Origin of the sequence: Cellulomonas sp. ICMP 17802 (assembly GCF_041295535.1) — a bacterium.
In the GTDB taxonomy this organism is placed as follows: Bacteria; Actinomycetota; Actinomycetes; order Actinomycetales; family Cellulomonadaceae; genus Cellulomonas.
This window is the reverse complement of record NZ_JBGFQZ010000024.1, coordinates 1-16,078: the sequence shown is the minus strand read 5'-3', so window position 1 is coordinate 16,078 and position 16,078 is coordinate 1. Positions and strand designations below refer to the sequence as shown.

Genomic DNA, 16,078 nt, shown 5'->3' with positions numbered 1-16,078 from the left:
CCGTGAGGACGGTGCAGATGTCGACGTCGCCCGCGAGCCTTGGCGCACTGCGCGCGCCGCTGCCGCAGGGTCTTTACGACCCCGCGGCTGAGCACGACGCGTGCGGTTTCGCGTTCGTCGCCACGCTGCGCGGCACGCCCGGCCGGGACATCGTCGACGCGGGCCTGACCGCGCTGCTCAACCTCGACCACCGCGGCGCCGTGGGCGCCGAGGAGGACAGCGGCGACGGCGCCGGCATCCTCACCCAGATCCCCGACGCGTTCCTGCGCGACGTCGTCGACGCCGAGCTCCCGCCCGCCGGCTTCTACGCGATCGGCATGGCCTTCCTGCCGGTCGACGAGACCGAGCAGCGCGCCGCCGTGGCGGCACTGGAGTCGATCGCCGCGGAGGAGAAGCTCGACGTGCTCGCCTGGCGCGAGGTCGTCGTGACCGCGGACCTGGTGGGCCCCACCGCGCGCGCCTCGATGCCCGTGTTCCGCCAGCTCGTGGTGGCGGACCCGTCGCGCGAGCTGTCCGGCATCGACCTCGACCGCCGCGCCTACCGGCTGCGCAAGCGCGCCGAGCGCGAGCTCGGCCTGTACTTCGCGTCGCTGTCGGCCCGCACCATCGCCTACAAGGGCATGCTCACCACCGGCCAGCTCGAGCCGTTCTTCGCGGACCTGTCGGACCCGCGGTACGCCTCCGAGATCGCGCTGGTGCACTCGCGCTTCTCCACCAACACGTTCCCGTCCTGGCCCCTGGCGCAGCCGTTCCGGATGATCGCCCACAACGGCGAGATCAACACGGTGCGCGGCAACCGCAACTGGATGGCGGCCCGCGAGGGCACGCTGGCCAGCGAGGAGCTGGGCGACCTGACCCCGCTGCTGCCCGTCTGTACGCCCGGCGGCTCGGACTCCGGCAGCTTCGACGAGGTCCTCGAGCTGCTGCACCTCTCGGGCCGCCCGCTGCCGCACGCGGTGATGATGATGATCCCGGAGGCGTGGGAGAACCACGCCCAGATGGACCCCGCGCGGCGCGCGTTCTACGAGTACCACTCGACGCTCATGGAGCCGTGGGACGGGCCGGCGGCGATCACGTTCACCGACGGCACGCTCATCGGCTCGGTGCAGGACCGCAACGGGCTGCGGCCCGGACGGTACTGGGTGACCGAGGACGGGCTCGTCGTCTGCGCGTCCGAGGCCGGCGTGCTCGACATCGACCCCGCGACGGTCGTCGCCAAGGGCCGCCTCGAGCCGGGCCGCATGTTCCTGGTGGACACCGGCAAGGGCCGGATCATCGACGACCAGGAGATCAAGTCGTCGCTCGCGGCGCAGCGGCCGTACGCCGAGTGGGTCCGCGACAACTCCGTCTACCTCCAGCAGCTGCCCGAGCGCGAGCACGTCGCGCACTCGGCCGCCTCGGTCCGCCGCCGCCAGCGCGCGTTCGGCTACACCGAGGAGGAGCTCAAGATCCTGCTCAGCCCGATGGCCGCCGCGGGCGCCGAGCCGCTCGGCGCCATGGGCTCCGACACGCCCGTCGCGGTGCTGTCGAGCCGGCCGCGCATGCTCTTCGACTACTTCACGCAGATGTTCGCGCAGGTGACCAACCCGCCGCTGGACGCCATCCGCGAGGAGCTGGTCACCGCGATCGGCGGCGCGATCGGGCCCGAGCCCAACCTGCTCGAGGACGGCCCCGCGCACGCGCGCAAGCTGATCCTGCCGTTCCCGGTGATCGACAACGACCAGCTGGCCAAGATCGTCCACGTGGCCAAGGAGCCCTCGCTTGGCTTCCGCTCGGTGATCATCCGCGGCCTGTACAAGGTCAGCGGCGGGGGAGAGGCGCTCGAGGCGCGCCTCGAGGAGATCTTCGCCGAGGTCGACGCCGCGGTGGCGGACGGCGTGAGCTTCCTCGTGCTGTCCGACCGCAACTCGGACGCGGACCTGGCGCCGATCCCGTCGCTCCTGCTGCTGTCCGCGGTGCACCACCACACGCTGCGCCGGCACACCCGCACGCAGATCTCGCTCGTGGTCGAGGCCGGCGACGTGCGCGAGGTGCACCACGTCGCGCTGCTCATCGGCTACGGCGCGGCCGCCGTCAACCCGTACCTCGCGATGGAGACCGTCGAGGACCTGGCGCGCTCGGGGTACCTGCCCGGCGTCGGCCCGGAGAAGGCGGTCGCCCACCTCATCAAGGCGCTCGGCAAGGGCGTGCTCAAGGTCATGTCCAAGATGGGCATCTCGACCATCGCGTCCTACCGCGGCGCCCAGGTGTTCGAGGCCATCGGGCTCTCCCAGCCGCTGGTCGACAAGTACTTCACCGGCACCACCAGCCGCCTCGGCGGCATCGGGCTGGACGTCATCGCGGCCGAGGTCGCCGCGCGGCACGCGGACGCCTACCCGGCGAGCGGCAACCGGCAGGCGCACCTGCGCCTCGCGGTGGGCGGCGAGTACCAGTGGCGGCGCGACGGCGAGGACCACCTGTTCGACCCCGAGACCGTGTTCCGGCTGCAGCACTCGACCCGTACGCGGCAGTTCGACGTGTTCCAGCAGTACACCCACCGGGTCGACGAGCAGTCGTCGCGCCTGATGACGCTGCGCGGGCTGCTGGCCTTCAAGGACGGCCTGCGCGAGCCCGTGCCGCTCGACGAGGTCGAGCCCGTCAGCGAGATCGTCAAGCGGTTCAACACCGGTGCCATGTCGTACGGGTCGATCTCGATGGAGGCGCACGAGACGCTCGCCATCGCCATGAACAGCATCGGCGCCAAGTCGAACACCGGCGAGGGCGGCGAGGATCCCGAGCGCCTGCACGACCCCGCGCGCCGCTCGGCGATCAAGCAGATCGCGTCGGGCCGGTTCGGCGTGACCAGCGAGTACCTGACCAACGCCGACGACATCCAGATCAAGCTCGCGCAGGGCGCCAAGCCCGGCGAGGGTGGTCAGCTGCCCGGCAACAAGGTCTACCCGTGGATCGGGCGGACCCGGCACTCGACGCCCGGCGTCGGCCTGATCTCGCCGCCGCCCCACCACGACATCTACTCGATCGAGGACCTGGCGCAGCTGATCCACGACGCCAAGAACGCGAACCCGCGGGCGCGGATCCACACCAAGCTGGTCAGCGAGTTCGGCGTCGGCACCATCGCGGCCGGCGTCGCCAAGGCGCACTCGGACGTCGTGCTCATCTCGGGCCACGACGGCGGCACCGGCGCGAGCCCGCTCACGTCGCTCAAGCACGCGGGCACCCCGTGGGAGATCGGCCTGGCCGAGACCCAGCAGACGCTCGTGCTCAACAACCTGCGCGACCGGGTCGTCGTCCAGGTGGACGGGCAGCTCAAGACCGGTCGCGACGTCGTCATCGGCGCGCTGCTGGGGGCCGAGGAGTTCGGCTTCGCCACGGCGCCGCTGGTGGTCTCGGGCTGCGTGATGATGCGCGTCTGCCACCTCGACACGTGCCCCGTGGGCGTCGCGACGCAGAACCCGGAGCTGCGTGCCCGGTTCACCGGCAAGCCGGAGTTCGTCGTCACGTTCATGGAGTTCATCGCGGAGGAGGTCCGCGCGCTGCTCGCGCAGCTGGGCTTCCGCACGCTGCTCGAGGCCGTGGGCCACGTCGAGCTGCTGGACACGCGGGCGGCCATCGACCACTGGAAGGCCGAGGGTCTCGACCTGGCGCCGGTGCTCGCCGTCCCGTCGCCCGTCGCCGGCACCGAGCTGCACCGCACCAAGGACCAGGACCACGGCCTCGACCGCGCGCTGGACAACCGGCTGATCTCGCTGGCCGAGGACGCCCTGGAGCGCCGCGAGCCCGTGCGGATCGACCTGCCCGTGCGCAACGTCAACCGGACGGTCGGCACGATGCTCGGCCACGAGGTGACCAAGCGGTTCGGCGGGGAGGGCCTCGCGGACGACACCATCGACGTGACCCTCACGGGCTCGGCCGGCCAGTCGTTCGGCGCGTTCCTGCCCCGGGGCATCACGCTGCGGCTGTTCGGCGACGCCAACGACTACGTCGGCAAGGGTCTGTCGGGCGGCCGCATCGTGGTCCGCCCCGACCGCAACGCGGCCCTGTCCAGCGAGCACAACGTGGTGGCCGGCAACGTCATCGGCTACGGCGCGACCACCGGGCAGGTCTTCCTGCGCGGGCTGGTCGGCGAGCGGTTCGGCGTGCGGAACTCCGGCGCCACGCTGGTGGTCGAGGGCGTGGGCGACCACGGGTGCGAGTACATGACGGGCGGCACCGTGCTGGTGCTCGGCCGCACCGGCCGCAACTTCGGCGCCGGCATGTCGGGCGGCACGGCCTACGTGCTCGACCTCGACCCGGCGCTGGTCAACCTCGAGGCGGTCCGCACCGACGAGCTGTCGCTCGACCCGCTCGACGACGAGGACGCCGTGGTGGTCGAGGGCCTGCTGCGCGCGCACCTCGACGAGACCGGCTCGCCGGTCGCCGCCCAGCTGCTCGACGACTTCCCCTCCACGCGGGCGCGGTTCACGCGCCTGCTGCCCACCGAGTACGCCCGCGTCCGCCGCGCGCTCGCCCAGGCCGAGGCCGACGGCCTCGACCCGGCCGCGCCCGGCGTGTGGGACCAGATCCTGGAGGTGGCCCGTGGCTGACCCCCGCGGCTTCCTGAAGGTGCGGGACCGTGAGCTCCCGCCCAACCGCCCCGTCGAGGTCCGGCTGCGCGACTGGAAGGACGTCCACGAGAACCTGCAGGACGGCCAGCCGTACCTCAAGGAGCAGGCGGGCCGCTGCATGGACTGCGGCATCCCGTTCTGCCACAACGGCTGCCCGCTGGGGAACCTGATCCCCGAGTGGAACGACCTGGTGTGGCGCGGGCAGTGGTCGGACGCGATCGACCGCCTGCACGCGACGAACAACTTCCCGGAGTTCACGGGCCGCATCTGCCCGGCGCCGTGCGAGTCCAGCTGCGTGCTCGGCATCAACCAGCCGCCGGTGACCATCAAGAACGTCGAGGTGTCGATCATCGACGAGGCGTTCGAGCGCGGGTACGTCACGCCGCAGGTGCCGCAGCGGCTGACCGGTCACACGGTCGCCGTGGTGGGTTCGGGCCCGGCCGGCATGGCCGCGGCGCAGCAGCTGACGCGCGCCGGGCACACGGTCGCGGTCTACGAGCGCGACGACGCCATCGGCGGCCTCATGCGCTACGGCGTGCCCGACTTCAAGCTCGAGAAGGTCCACATCGACCGCCGCCTGGCGCAGATGGAGGCCGAGGGCACCCGGTTCCGGCCGGGCGTCGAGGTCGGCCGCGACGTCACCTGGCCGCAGCTGCAGGCGCGCTACGACGCCATCGTGATCGCGACCGGCGCCACCGTGCCGCGCGAGCTGCAGGTGCCGGGCAAGGAGCTGGGCGGCGTGCACGTCGCCATGGAGTTCCTGCACCAGGCCAACGCGGTCGCGGCCGGCAAGCCGGTCGAGGACCAGATCACCGCCGAGGGCAAGCACGTCATCATCATCGGCGGCGGCGACACCGGCTCGGACTGCCTCGGCACCGCGCTGCGCCAGGGCGCCGCCTCGGTGACCACGCTGGCCATCGGCAAGCGCCCGCCGGAGGACCGCCCCGCGCACCAGCCGTGGCCGACCGACCCGATCCTCTTCGAGGTGTCGTCCTCGCACGCCGAGGGCGGGGAGCGCGACTACCTCGCGTCGACCGTCGAGTTCGTGGGCGACGAGACGGGCACCGTGCGCGCGCTGAAGCTGGCGACGACGCAGTACCTGTCCGACGGGCGCCGCGTGCCCACGCCCGGCACCGAGCGGGAGATCCCCGCCGACCTGGTGCTGGTGGCGATGGGCTTCACCGGTCCCGAGGTCGACCCGCTGACCGCGCAGATCGGCATCGAGCTCACGCCGCGCGGCCTGGTCGCGCGGTCCGACGACTACGCGACGACCGTCCCCGGCGTGTTCGTCGCGGGCGACGCGGGCCGCGGGCAGTCGCTCATCGTGTGGGCGATCGCCGAGGGCCGTGCGGCCGCCGCGGCCGTGGACACCTACCTCTCGGGCAGCACGGAGCTGCCCTCCCCGGTCACCGCCAGCACCGTGGCGCTGCGCCCCTGAACCCCTCCGGACCGGCGTCCTCTACCGGCCGGCCATGGTGGCCGGACGGGACTTTCGGTCCGACCTCGAAAACACGGAAGGCATAGGCTCGCTTCATGCGTAGAGCAAAGATCGTCTGCACCATCGGCCCCGCGACGGAGTCCGCCGAGCAGATCCAGGCCCTCGTCGATGCCGGGATGGACGTGGCGCGGCTCAACCGCAGCCACGGTGACACCGACGTGCACAAGAAGGTGTACGACAACGTCCGCGCCGCCGCGCAGGCCTCGGGCCGCTCGGTCGCCGTGCTGGTCGACCTGCAGGGCCCCAAGATCCGGCTCGGCCGGTTCAAGGACGGCAAGCACGACCTGGCGGTCGGTGACACGTTCACCATCACGACCGAGGACGTCGAGGGCACCAAGGAGCTCGTCTCGACGACGCACAAGGGCCTGCCGAACGACGCCCGCGTGGGCGACCCGATCCTCATCGACGACGGCAAGGTCCTGGTCCGCGTGACCGCCGTCGAGGGCCCGCGCGTGGTGACCCGCGTCGAGGTCCCCGGCCCCGTCTCGAACAACAAGGGCCTCAACCTCCCCGGCGTCGCCGTGTCGGTGCCCGCGATGAGCGACAAGGACGAGGAGGACCTGCGCTGGGCCCTCAACGTCGGCGCCGACATCATCGCGCTGTCGTTCGTGCGGTCGGCCGAGGACTACACCGACGTGCGCCGGATCATGGAGGAGGAGAACCGGGTCGTCCCGGTCATCGCCAAGATCGAGAAGCCGCAGGCCGTCGAGAACCTGGCCGAGATCATCGCGGCGTTCGACGGCATCATGGTCGCCCGCGGCGACCTGGGCGTCGAGCTGCCCCTCGAGCAGGTCCCGCTGGTGCAGAAGCGCGCCGTCGAGCTGGCCCGCCGCAGCGCCAAGCCGGTCATCGTCGCCACGCAGGTGCTCGAGTCGATGACCACCAACCCGCGCCCGACGCGCGCCGAGACGTCCGACTGCGCCAACGCGGTGCTCGACGGCGCCGACGCGGTCATGCTCTCGGGCGAGACCAGCGTGGGCGACTACCCGATCGAGACCGTGCGCACGATGGCGCGGATCATCGAGGCGACCGAGGAGCTGGGCCGCGAGCGGATCGCTCCGCTGGGCTCGACCCCGCACACGCGCGGTGGCGCCATCACGCGGGCCGCGGCCGAGATCGGCGAGACGCTCGACGTCAAGTACCTGGTGACGTTCACGCAGTCGGGCGACTCCGCCCGCCGCATGTCGCGCCTGCGCTCGGCGATCCCGCTGCTCGCCTTCACGCCGAACGAGGACGTCCGCAACGTGCTCTCGCTCAGCTGGGGCCTGCAGACGTACCAGGTGCCGCCGGTCGAGAACACCGACGCGATGGTCAACCAGGTCGACTCGACGCTGCGCGCCAACGGGCTGGCCGAGATCGGCGACTACGTCGTCGTCGTCGCCGGTGCGCCGGTCGGCGTGGTGGGCTCGACCAACTCGATCGTCGTGCACAAGATCGGCGACGAGGAGAGCGTCAGCGGTCGCATCGCCTGACCTCCCCTCCCGCACGTCCTGAACGGCCCCGCGCGCCCGCGCCGGGGCCGTTCGGCGTCAGTGCGTTGTCGCGAGCCCCGTGACGTCGGCGATCAGCCGGCCGGCCGCGGTCTCGAACCGCGCGGGGTCGCCGTGCGACCGGGCCACGAGCATCGCGCCCTCGAGGCCGCCGACGATGATCCGGGCGGCGTCCTCCGACGGGCCGGTGAGCCGGAGCGCGCCGTCGGCGCGGCCCGCGTCGAGCACCTGCTCGAGCCAGGACTCGTTGAGGTCGAAGAACGCGGTGACCGCCTCGCGCATGGGCTCCGGGAGCGTGGGGTACTCGGCCGCGAGCATGCCGCACAGGCACATCCGCTGGTCGCGCAGCACGTCGGTGTACAGGGCGGCGTACGCGTCGAGCTTGCGCCGGGCGTCGTCGGGGCGCTCGCCGATCGCGGTCAGGGCCGCGGCGAACCGCTCCGCGTAGCGGCGGATGAGGGCCTCGCCCAGGTCGGCCTTGGTCGCGAAGTGGTAGTGCAGGCTCGGCTTGGCGATGCCGAGCTCGGTGGCCACGTCGGCGTAGCTGAACCCGTTGAACCCGCGCGTCTGCACGAGGCGCTCGGCGACGTCCAGGATCCGCGTGCGGGTGTCGGGCGTCGCGCGCGTGTCGGTCTGGGTCATGCCTGCATCCTCCGCCGGGTGAGATCCATTGACACCTACCTACTAGAAGGTCAGGATAGCAGAACCAGGCTCATATCAGGACAGAACGCCCGATCAGCGAGGAGGCCGGACAGATGCAGGAGACAGCGCACAAGACGTTCCAGGCGCCCGACGAGATCCGGGAGTTCCCGCACGGCAGAGCAGAGATCGTGACGGTCGGGGACAGCGACATCGGCCGGTTGGTGCTCGAGCCGGGCTGGCGCTGGTCGGTCGACGTGAAGCCGATCGCGGGCACGCCCAGCTGCGAGGCGCCGCACTTCCAGTACCACGTGAGCGGTCGGCTGGCCGTCCGCATGGACGACGGCACCGAGCTGGAGGCCACGGCCGGCGACGTCACGTCGCTGCCCCAGGGGCACGACGCCTGGGTGGTCGGGGACGAGCCGGTCGTGGTCGTCGACTGGTACGGCGCGAGCGACTACGCGCGCGGGCGGTGAGCGCGATGTCCGAGGCCGAGAACCGGGCGGTGGTCGAGCGGCTGATCCAGTGCCTCAACGACCGCAAGGTCGAGGTGATGGACGACCTGTTCCACGAGGATGCGGTCATGGACTGGCCGCAGTCGGGGGAGACGATCGTCGGCGGCGACGCCCGGCGCGGGGTCTACGGCGCGTTCCCGGTGCTGCCGACGATCACGCCGCGCCGCCTGCTCGCGGCGGGCGACCTCGTGGTCGCGGAGGCGTCGCTGGACTACGACGGCCCGGTGTACCTCAGCACATTCATCTTCGAGTTCCGGGACGGGCTGATCGCCCGCGAGACCGCCTACTGGTCGGAGGCGTTCGAGCCGCCCGCGTGGCGGTCGCCCTGGGTCACCCTGGCATGACCGGGCCGGGCCGCACGTAGACGGTGGTCGTCGTCCGGGTGCGGCTCAGGCTCCGGGTGAACAGGCTCAGCCGGCGCTCCAGCGGCGGGGCGTCGCGCCAGGTCGGCGCGGCGGCCGCCAGGAGTGCCGCGAGGGGGGCGGTCTCGGCCCCGGTCGACGCGAGCCAGCGCAGCACGCGCTCGTCCAGCTCGTCGCGGCCGACGAGCGGCGGCGGGAACGCGCAGGTCACGGTCAGCTCGCTCACGGCGCCCGTCGCGGGGTCGACCCGCAGCGAGACGCCCGCGCGCTGGCGTGCGGCGAGGGAGGCGCGCAGGACGCCGGGGACCTCGGGGGTCAGGCTGGCCACCTCGTCGGGCAGCCGGCACGCCGCCAGCACGTCGCTGACCAGCTCGGGACGCCACCCGGTGAGCTCGTAGTACACCTTGAGCCCCCACCGGCCGTCGGCCGCCAGGCCCACCCCGATCTGCTGGCACCAGCCGGCCGCGGCCAGCAGTGCGGTCGCGGCGCGCACGGGCGAGCCCTCCGGCACACCGGCGGCAGCGAGGGCGGCGGACTCGCGCGCCTGCCAGCCCGGCACGTCGCCCCCGTGCGTCGCCAGGTAGGCCTTGAGCGTGACCGTGGAGTCGGCGTGCAGGTCGAGCCCGCCCCAGAGCCAGAACCGGCTCCCGTCCGGCACGGGCAGGTCGCGGTCGGCGAGCACCGCGAGCACGTCCCGGGCGGCGTGCCAGGCGTCCGCGACGCCGAGCAGGTCCGCGGTCCGGGCAAGCGCGGCCACGCCCGAGCGCGCGCGCCGGTGAGGCGGCAGTCGCGGGTCGCCCACCTCGCAGGCCAGCCGCAGCGCGGGGTCGGGGTGGACGGCGAGCTGCACGGAGAGCTCGACCGGCCGGCCCGCGGCCAGCGACGACAGCTGTTCGGCCGGCCACGGCGACGGCGCCGTCAGGCTCTCGCGGGTGAGCGCGCGGAAGACGGCGACGGCATCGTCGGGATCGACGCCCTGGCCGGCGGCGGCCGCGCCGACGAGGTGGTCCCAGCGGTCGTCGCGTCCCGGACGGACGGTGGCGGCGGTGGGCGCCGACGGCCAGGGTCGGGTGGCGAGCAGGGCGTCCAAGGCCGTGGCCGTGCTCACGACCCCGCGTGCGTCGGTGGTGCGGGTGGGTGCCTGTCCCGCGTGGGCCGGCGGCACGGCCAGCACGGTCGTGCCGGGCCACTGCCCGTCCGGCAGGGCGGCCGCCAGCAGCCGGTCGACCGGGGCCGGCCCGCCGGTCGCGGCGGCGATCCGGACGAGGTCGGCGGCGCCACCGGCCGTGCCCAGCCCGGGAGCGGCGGCGATCCGGACGAGGTCGGCGGCGCCACCGGCGCTGCCCAGCACGGGAGCGGCGGCCGTGGGGCGCCCGGCGCACTGCCAGGCGGTGAGCACGATCGCGGTCGGGTGCTCGGGCGTCGGCCACCAGTGGCTGGACCAGCGGCGGTCGGCGCCGAAGTGCTGGACCCACTGCGCGGCGAGCTCGTCGCGGGTGAGCCGGCCGCCCTCGTACCGCGCCAGCAGGACCGCGGCGGTGACCTCGGGCATGGCCGCGGACCACCGGCCGGCGGCGCGCGAGCCCGCGTAGGTGTGCGCGCCCGCGACCCCGTCGTGCTCGTCGAGGAACTGCCACGTGCGCGCGTCGACCGGCCGGCCCGTCGCGCACAGCAGGCGCACGGCCCAGGCCGTCGAGTCGGCGTCGGGCCGGACGGTCGGCGACCAGCCCCAGGCGGCGTCCCGCGCGGTCGCCAGCAGGGCGTCCGCGGCGCGGTCCGCCGTGCGACGGGCGAGCGCGCGCACGTCGTCGTGGAGGCGGTCGTCGTCGGCGGCGTGCGCCAGCGACAGGCCGGCGTAGGCCGTGACCCACGACGAGGACGGGCCGGGGGACAGCCAGAAGTCGGTCCAGGTGCCGCCGGGGTGGGCGAGCTCGGCGAGGCGGCGGACGGCCGCGCTGACCACCGCCCCGACCGCGGGCACCCTCAGTCGCCCGGCGTCGCGTTCGGGTAGACGACGAGGTCCGTGCCCGACTGCTGCTGGCTCGTGGTCCACTGGCCCTGGTGGTCCGCGTAGTTGTTGCGCACGCGGAAGCCGACGGCCGAGATGCCGCCGGGCGCGCCCGCCGCGACGTCCTCCAGCGTGATCCGCGCGGCGATCGTCTTTGTCGGGCTGGTCGGGCTGAGCACCACCGACGTCGGCGCACCGCCGGGCGGGGTGACCTCGACCTCGATGCTCACCAGGCCCTTCCAGCGGTCGGGCAGCGTGCCGGTGGCGAAGACCGGCGACGAGACGGTCAGGTCGCGGCTCGAGTCGGACGCACCCGCGAGCTCGTGCAGGTGCTTGAGCATCTGGTCGGGCGTGGTGATCAGGCGCTTGTCCACCAGCTCGAACAGCACCCCGTTCCAGATCATCTGCGCGTCCGGTGTGGCCGCCTCCTCCGCGGGCTCGATGGGCAGGTCGACCGACCCCGTGCTCGGGATGGTGAGCGGGAACGTGGCGGTGCAGCGGCCCGGGCAGGTGTCCACCGGCGTCACGGACTCCTCGTCGACCTGCAGGAGCGTGACCTCCGCGCCGCCGACGGTGATGTCGACGCCCGAGGTGTTGGTGACCGTCACCGTGCGCGGCGACGACACCGCGGGGAGCGCCACCGTGCAGGGCAGGTCGTCCACGTGGTCGAGCCGCAGCGACACCGCGACGTTCGTGGCCTGGTCGGCCGCCGCCGTGGTCGACGTGCTCGCCGTGCCGTCGGTGGTGGGCGGGGAGGTCGCCAGCACGACGTCGACCGTGCCGGGCACCCCGATGGGCGTCGTGATCTGCTCGCAGAACAGCTGGTAGTAGGCGAGCGACAGGTCGAGCGTGAGGTCCAGCCCGGTCAGCGGCGCGGGCGCGTCGGCGTTGCCGACCACCGTGAGCTCCTCCGGGAACGAGCCGCCCATGCGCAGCATCGACTTGTCCACCTCGCCGATGACGACGTGCGCGGCCGGGAGGTTGACCAGCTTGCGCACCATCGCCAGCTTGCGGACGTCGTGCCACGGGGCGAGCCGCAGCAGGAGCCGGACGCGCATGTCGCCGGTGGTCGTGCGGTGCAGCGTCGGGATCATGTGGGGGCCGCCCAGCTCGGCGTCCCACGCCAGCCGCAGGTCGTCGGGCAGCCGGTAGACCGTGTTGGGCAGGTCGGAGCCGCACATCCAGCCGGCGTCGCCGCGCACCCAGGCGTCCGTGAGGTTGGCCGCGCCGTGCAGCGACCGGTAGATCGGCGCGTTCTGCTCCACCGACGGCTCGAACACGAACGGGACCGAGCGCACGACCGTCTGCGAGCGGTTCTCGGGGTTGGTCGGCTGCGCCGCGAAGATCGCCGACAGGGCGGCGCCCTCGAAGACGTTGCTGATCTGCGCGTCGAACCGGCGGGTCAGCCCGACCACGGGCGCGGCGGCGGGCTCCGCGGCGACGACCGAGGAGACGTCGAGCGCCTGGAAGTCGGCCTGCGGCGACAGCTGCACGCCGTCCCGGATCCGGTGGTCGCGGACGATCGGTCCGTCGAGCACGGGGTGCCGGTGGTCGCGGACGATCGGACCGTCGAAGATCGGCCCGGTGGGGGACTGCCCGCCGTCGACCGGCACCTGCACCGTGTAGTCGTACGTGTACGTGACGGTGAGCCGGCAGGCGGAGTCCGGCCGGACCATCGCCGCCTCGAGCTCGTTCGCCTTCTCGCGCAGGATCGGCGCGCCCCCGTGGATCAGGTACGCGGGCTGGTCGGGAGCATGCCCCTCGACGGGTTCCAGGCCGGGCGCGACGAAGTCGAACGAGCCCTGCGCCCACTCCATGCGGACGGCGGTGATGGTGAAGGGCAGCGGCACGGCCGCGGGGTTGGCGGCCAGCGGTTCCGTGGCGAGCGTCCACTGCAGGCTGATGTCGCCCGCGTCGTCCTTGAGGAACCAGACGTCCGGTCCGGGGCGCCGTCCCGGCGGGCGACCGGCCACGACGATCTGCGGCCGGAAGTACGCGACCCCGTCGGTGGCCGTGTACGCGGTCCCGTCGAGCAGCGGCTCCTGGCTCGCGTTGAACGTCGGGCCCCCGCCGCCCACCACCAGGACCGCGCGCTGCAGCATCGAGAGGTTGACCGACGTCGCGATCGTCTGCGAGCGGGCCAGCCGGAACGTCTCGCCGGACAGGGCGGCGATCGCCATCGTGTTGTCGGCCATGGCTCAGGCCACCGGGGTCGTCGGGGTGGTCGGCGTCGTGACGGGCGGCGTCGGTGTCGGGGTCGTGACGGGCGGTGTCGGCGTCGCGACGGGCGGCGTCGGGGTCGTCACCGGCGGGGTCGGGCTGGTCGCCGGGGTGTCGGCCCGGACCAGCAGCACGCTGTCCGTGCCCTCTCGCCAGCCCGAGTCCCACGGCTGCCCGTTGCCCAGGGCCAGCAGCTGGATGCGGTACCGGTAGGTGCGGGCGGCCGGGTCGCGCAGCAGGACGCGGAACACGGGCGGCGCGGTGGCGTTGGTCAGCTGGTAGCTCTGCGTCTGCGTCGCGCCGGCGGGGTCGCGGTACTCCATCTGCACGATGGCCGAGCTGAACGACCGGTCGTCGAGGTTGGGCACGAGCATGACCTCGAGGGCCGCGCTGGCCCCGACGCCCACGAGCACGGTCTCGCCCAGCACCGCCGGCGTCGGACCCCGCTGCTCGCTCGACCCGTTCTTGAACAGCACCGTGGTCCGGTAGCTGAACGCCGTGCGGGCCGGGTCGCGCAGCGCGACGGACCACGGGTCGGACGCGCCGTTGGTGGCCAGCTCGGCGTGGTGGGTCAGGTGCAGGTCGTGGTCGGCGTCGTCGTAGGCGGCGTCGACGATGACCTTGTCCACCACGGAGAAGTCGCCCTGCGCGACGAACGTCGCCGTGGTCCGGCCCTCGAACGGGTTGCCGACGGCCAGGATCTCGGACCGGCTGGTCTGCGGGGCGACGTCCATCTGCTGCCCGTCCGCGAGCACGTACGTGACCGCGTAGGTGTACGGGTCGGGGTCGCCGTCGTGCCCGGTGTAGGTGAAGTACCGGCCCGTCGGGGCCGCCGGCGTGAGCTCGATGGTCTGCGTGGCGGTCTGTGCGGTCGACCGCGGGTAGGTGAACGTGACCCGGACCGAGACGACCTCGGCGGGCTGCGGCCCGAGGGTGACGCCGACCTTGACGAAGCCGAGCGAGCGGTAGCTGATGATCAGCTCGGTGCCGGTGCCCGGCAGGTACCCGGAGGACGGCACCCGGATGGTCTGCCCGGTCTCCTTGTAGATGATCTCGGAGAAGTACCGGTACTCGTCCTTGGTCTTGCCGTCCGAGCCCCTGGCCAGGATCTGGCGGAACGTCTTGACCTCGTCGGCGCTGGTGAACAGCATCGACTTGGCGCCCTTCACCGGCCGCGGGATCTGGTCGTCCTGCTGGTCGTACTCCACGTTGACCTTGAGCCCGTAGACCGGGTCCTGCTCGAAGTTCACGTTGGCGTGCACCCGCAGGAAGAGCTCCTTGAAGTACGGGTCGCTCAGGTCCAGGTAGGTGACCGCCTTGGTGATCTCCTCGGGCGTGAGGTCCTTGGCCAGCGCGCCGTTGGGGTTCTTGGCGATCTGCACCACGGCGGACTTGGAGAACGTGATGTCGACCGTGCCGGTGACGGTCGAGGTGATCTCCGTGGACGACACGTCCGGCGGCGGCTTCGACGGGTCCTGCGTCTTGGCCAGCGCCTCGCGGGCGGCCTTGAACTGCTCCTCGGCGCCCTTCATGATCGACGGCACCACCGACTCGGTGAAGATCTTGATCGCCATCTCCTCGAACTTGGCGCGGATGGCCACCGAGTCGGGGTCGTTGCGGAAGTCGGAGTCGTCGATCTCGAGCGTGATCGACTGCGTGTCCTGCTGGAACTGCTTCACGGTCACGCCGGGGGTGGTCCAGCGCCGGTAGTAGTCGTAGGTGAACGAGATGAGGCCGCCCCAGTACTCCTCGTAGGTGTGGACGTGCTCGGTGTGCACCACCTCGTACCGCTGGACGGCCTCGCTCATGAACGAGCTGCGGTCGCCGTGGATGCGCACGGTGATCGACGGGATCCGCGCCGCGAAGGTGAGGTTGGTGTAGTTGACCGCCATCGGCAGGCCGCCCTTGAGCACCCCCTGCCGGGCCAGCTCGGACGCGTCCTGGCTGAGGTCGCCGGCCAGCGTGGCCACGTTGGTGCCGATGAGCGACGGCTTCGACGTCGTGATCGTGCTGGTGCCGCCCGGCGTGGGCATCGAGAGCGTCACGTCGCCGGAGATCCACTCGGCGGGCAGCGTGATCTTGGGCTCCCGCGGCGCGACGTCGAGCGAGAAGAAGCGCGCGAACCAGAGGAACCGACCGCTGTTGACGACGTCCTTGAGGTAGGTCCGGACCTTCTCCTCCTCCTCGTCGGTCAGCCGCAGCTCGACGGAGGCCGCGATCCAGCCGCGCTGCGCCTCGAGCTCCTCGGGCGGCAGGGTGTCCACGTTGCGCGCGTAGATCATCAGCTGCAGCAGGAGCTGGCCCTGGTCGTCCCGTGCCATGCGCGGCGTCGACGGCATGACGTAGAACCGGCAGGCGTCCTCGTCGTCGCGGTAGACCGTCACGCTCTCCAGGCCGGGGACGGTGAGGCTGTCGTAGAAGCTGAGCATGGTGCGGGTCCTCTCGAAGCGGCGATGCCTAGAGGTGGATGTCGGAGAGGCGGGAGATACGCGCGTCGGCCGGCAGGCGCAGGTCCGCCTCCAGCCGCAGGGGCTCCTCGGTGGCGTCGGACAGGTCCACCGCGACGTGCAGCGTGGGTCCCGACGCCGTGGCCGACGACCGCCGGACCGTGCGCACCCGCAGGTCGGCGACCGCGTGCGCGTCGGGCAGGCCCGCGGCCCAGGCGGTCGCGACGGCCGGCCCCGACGAGGCGTCGAGGGCGAGCACCACGGTCGCCCGGTTGTCGCCGAGCAGCGACGCCGG

Annotated in this window: 10 protein-coding genes; 5 read left to right on the top strand and 5 right to left on the bottom strand. The window is 72.7% G+C overall.

Annotation, left to right across the window (positions count from 1 at the left end; all coding sequences use genetic code 11):
- Positions 1 to 17 precede the first annotated feature (17 nt).
- The 3 genes from gltB (at position 18) to pyk (ending at position 7,574) form a co-directional block, all read left to right on the top strand.
- On the top strand, positions 18 to 4,583 hold the full coding sequence (gltB, locus tag AB5970_RS15060; protein WP_370504789.1) for a glutamate synthase large subunit: 4,566 nt from the start codon (positions 18 to 20) through the stop codon (positions 4,581 to 4,583).
- Positions 4,576 to 6,042, top strand: a complete 1,467-nt coding sequence (locus tag AB5970_RS15055; protein ID WP_370504756.1) for a glutamate synthase subunit beta — start codon at positions 4,576 to 4,578, stop codon at positions 6,040 to 6,042. The genes gltB and AB5970_RS15055 overlap by 8 nt, the downstream gene beginning before the upstream one ends.
- Before the next feature lie 95 nt (positions 6,043 to 6,137).
- Positions 6,138 to 7,574, top strand: coding sequence for a pyruvate kinase (gene pyk, locus AB5970_RS15050; RefSeq protein WP_370504755.1), 1,437 nt, complete (start codon positions 6,138 to 6,140; stop codon positions 7,572 to 7,574).
- Between the two features lie 57 nt (positions 7,575 to 7,631).
- Here the strand turns inward: pyk and AB5970_RS15045 are convergent, their stop codons facing one another.
- Positions 7,632 to 8,234, bottom strand: a complete 603-nt coding sequence (locus AB5970_RS15045; protein WP_370504754.1) for a TetR/AcrR family transcriptional regulator — start codon at positions 8,232 to 8,234, stop codon at positions 7,632 to 7,634.
- A gap of 113 nt (positions 8,235 to 8,347) precedes the next feature.
- Between AB5970_RS15045 and AB5970_RS15040 the strand changes: the two genes are divergently transcribed.
- Complete coding sequence (locus AB5970_RS15040) at positions 8,348 to 8,707, top strand: cupin domain-containing protein (RefSeq protein WP_370504753.1); 360 nt, start codon at positions 8,348 to 8,350, stop codon at positions 8,705 to 8,707.
- A gap of 5 nt (positions 8,708 to 8,712) precedes the next feature.
- Positions 8,713 to 9,090 (top strand): nuclear transport factor 2 family protein, encoded by a 378-nt coding sequence (locus tag AB5970_RS15035; RefSeq protein WP_370504752.1) that lies wholly within the window; start codon positions 8,713 to 8,715, stop codon positions 9,088 to 9,090.
- On the opposite strand, the gene AB5970_RS15030 is transcribed toward AB5970_RS15035, so the two are convergent.
- From AB5970_RS15030 to AB5970_RS15015, 4 genes are all read right to left on the bottom strand, one after another.
- A complete protein-coding gene (locus tag AB5970_RS15030) occupies positions 9,077 to 11,089 on the bottom strand; it encodes a hypothetical protein (RefSeq protein WP_370504751.1) in 2,013 nt (670 codons plus the stop codon). The genes AB5970_RS15035 and AB5970_RS15030 overlap by 14 nt on opposite strands.
- A gap of 2 nt (positions 11,090 to 11,091) precedes the next feature.
- Positions 11,092 to 13,311, bottom strand: a complete 2,220-nt coding sequence (locus AB5970_RS15025) for a hypothetical protein (protein ID WP_370504750.1) — start codon at positions 13,309 to 13,311, stop codon at positions 11,092 to 11,094.
- A gap of 3 nt (positions 13,312 to 13,314) precedes the next feature.
- Positions 13,315 to 15,765, bottom strand: coding sequence for a hypothetical protein (locus AB5970_RS15020; RefSeq protein WP_370504749.1), 2,451 nt, complete (start codon positions 15,763 to 15,765; stop codon positions 13,315 to 13,317).
- 28 nt (positions 15,766 to 15,793) lie between these two features.
- Positions 15,794 to 16,078, bottom strand: a 285-nt coding sequence (locus tag AB5970_RS15015; protein ID WP_370504748.1) for a hypothetical protein, incomplete at its 5' end; no start/stop codon positions are given.

Coding starts and splice junctions, on each gene's coding strand:
- AB5970_RS15025 (WP_370504750.1), bottom strand. CDS start 13,311: ATGGCCGACAACACGATGGCGATCGCCGCCCTGTCCGGCGAGACGTTC.
- AB5970_RS15045 (WP_370504754.1), bottom strand. CDS start 8,234: ATGACCCAGACCGACACGCGCGCGACGCCCGACACCCGCACGCGGATC.
- pyk (WP_370504755.1), top strand. CDS start 6,138: ATGCGTAGAGCAAAGATCGTCTGCACCATCGGCCCCGCGACGGAGTCC.
- AB5970_RS15020 (WP_370504749.1), bottom strand. CDS start 15,765: ATGCTCAGCTTCTACGACAGCCTCACCGTCCCCGGCCTGGAGAGCGTG.
- AB5970_RS15035 (WP_370504752.1), top strand. CDS start 8,713: ATGTCCGAGGCCGAGAACCGGGCGGTGGTCGAGCGGCTGATCCAGTGC.
- gltB (WP_370504789.1), top strand. CDS start 18: ATGTCGACGTCGCCCGCGAGCCTTGGCGCACTGCGCGCGCCGCTGCCG.
- AB5970_RS15040 (WP_370504753.1), top strand. CDS start 8,348: ATGCAGGAGACAGCGCACAAGACGTTCCAGGCGCCCGACGAGATCCGG.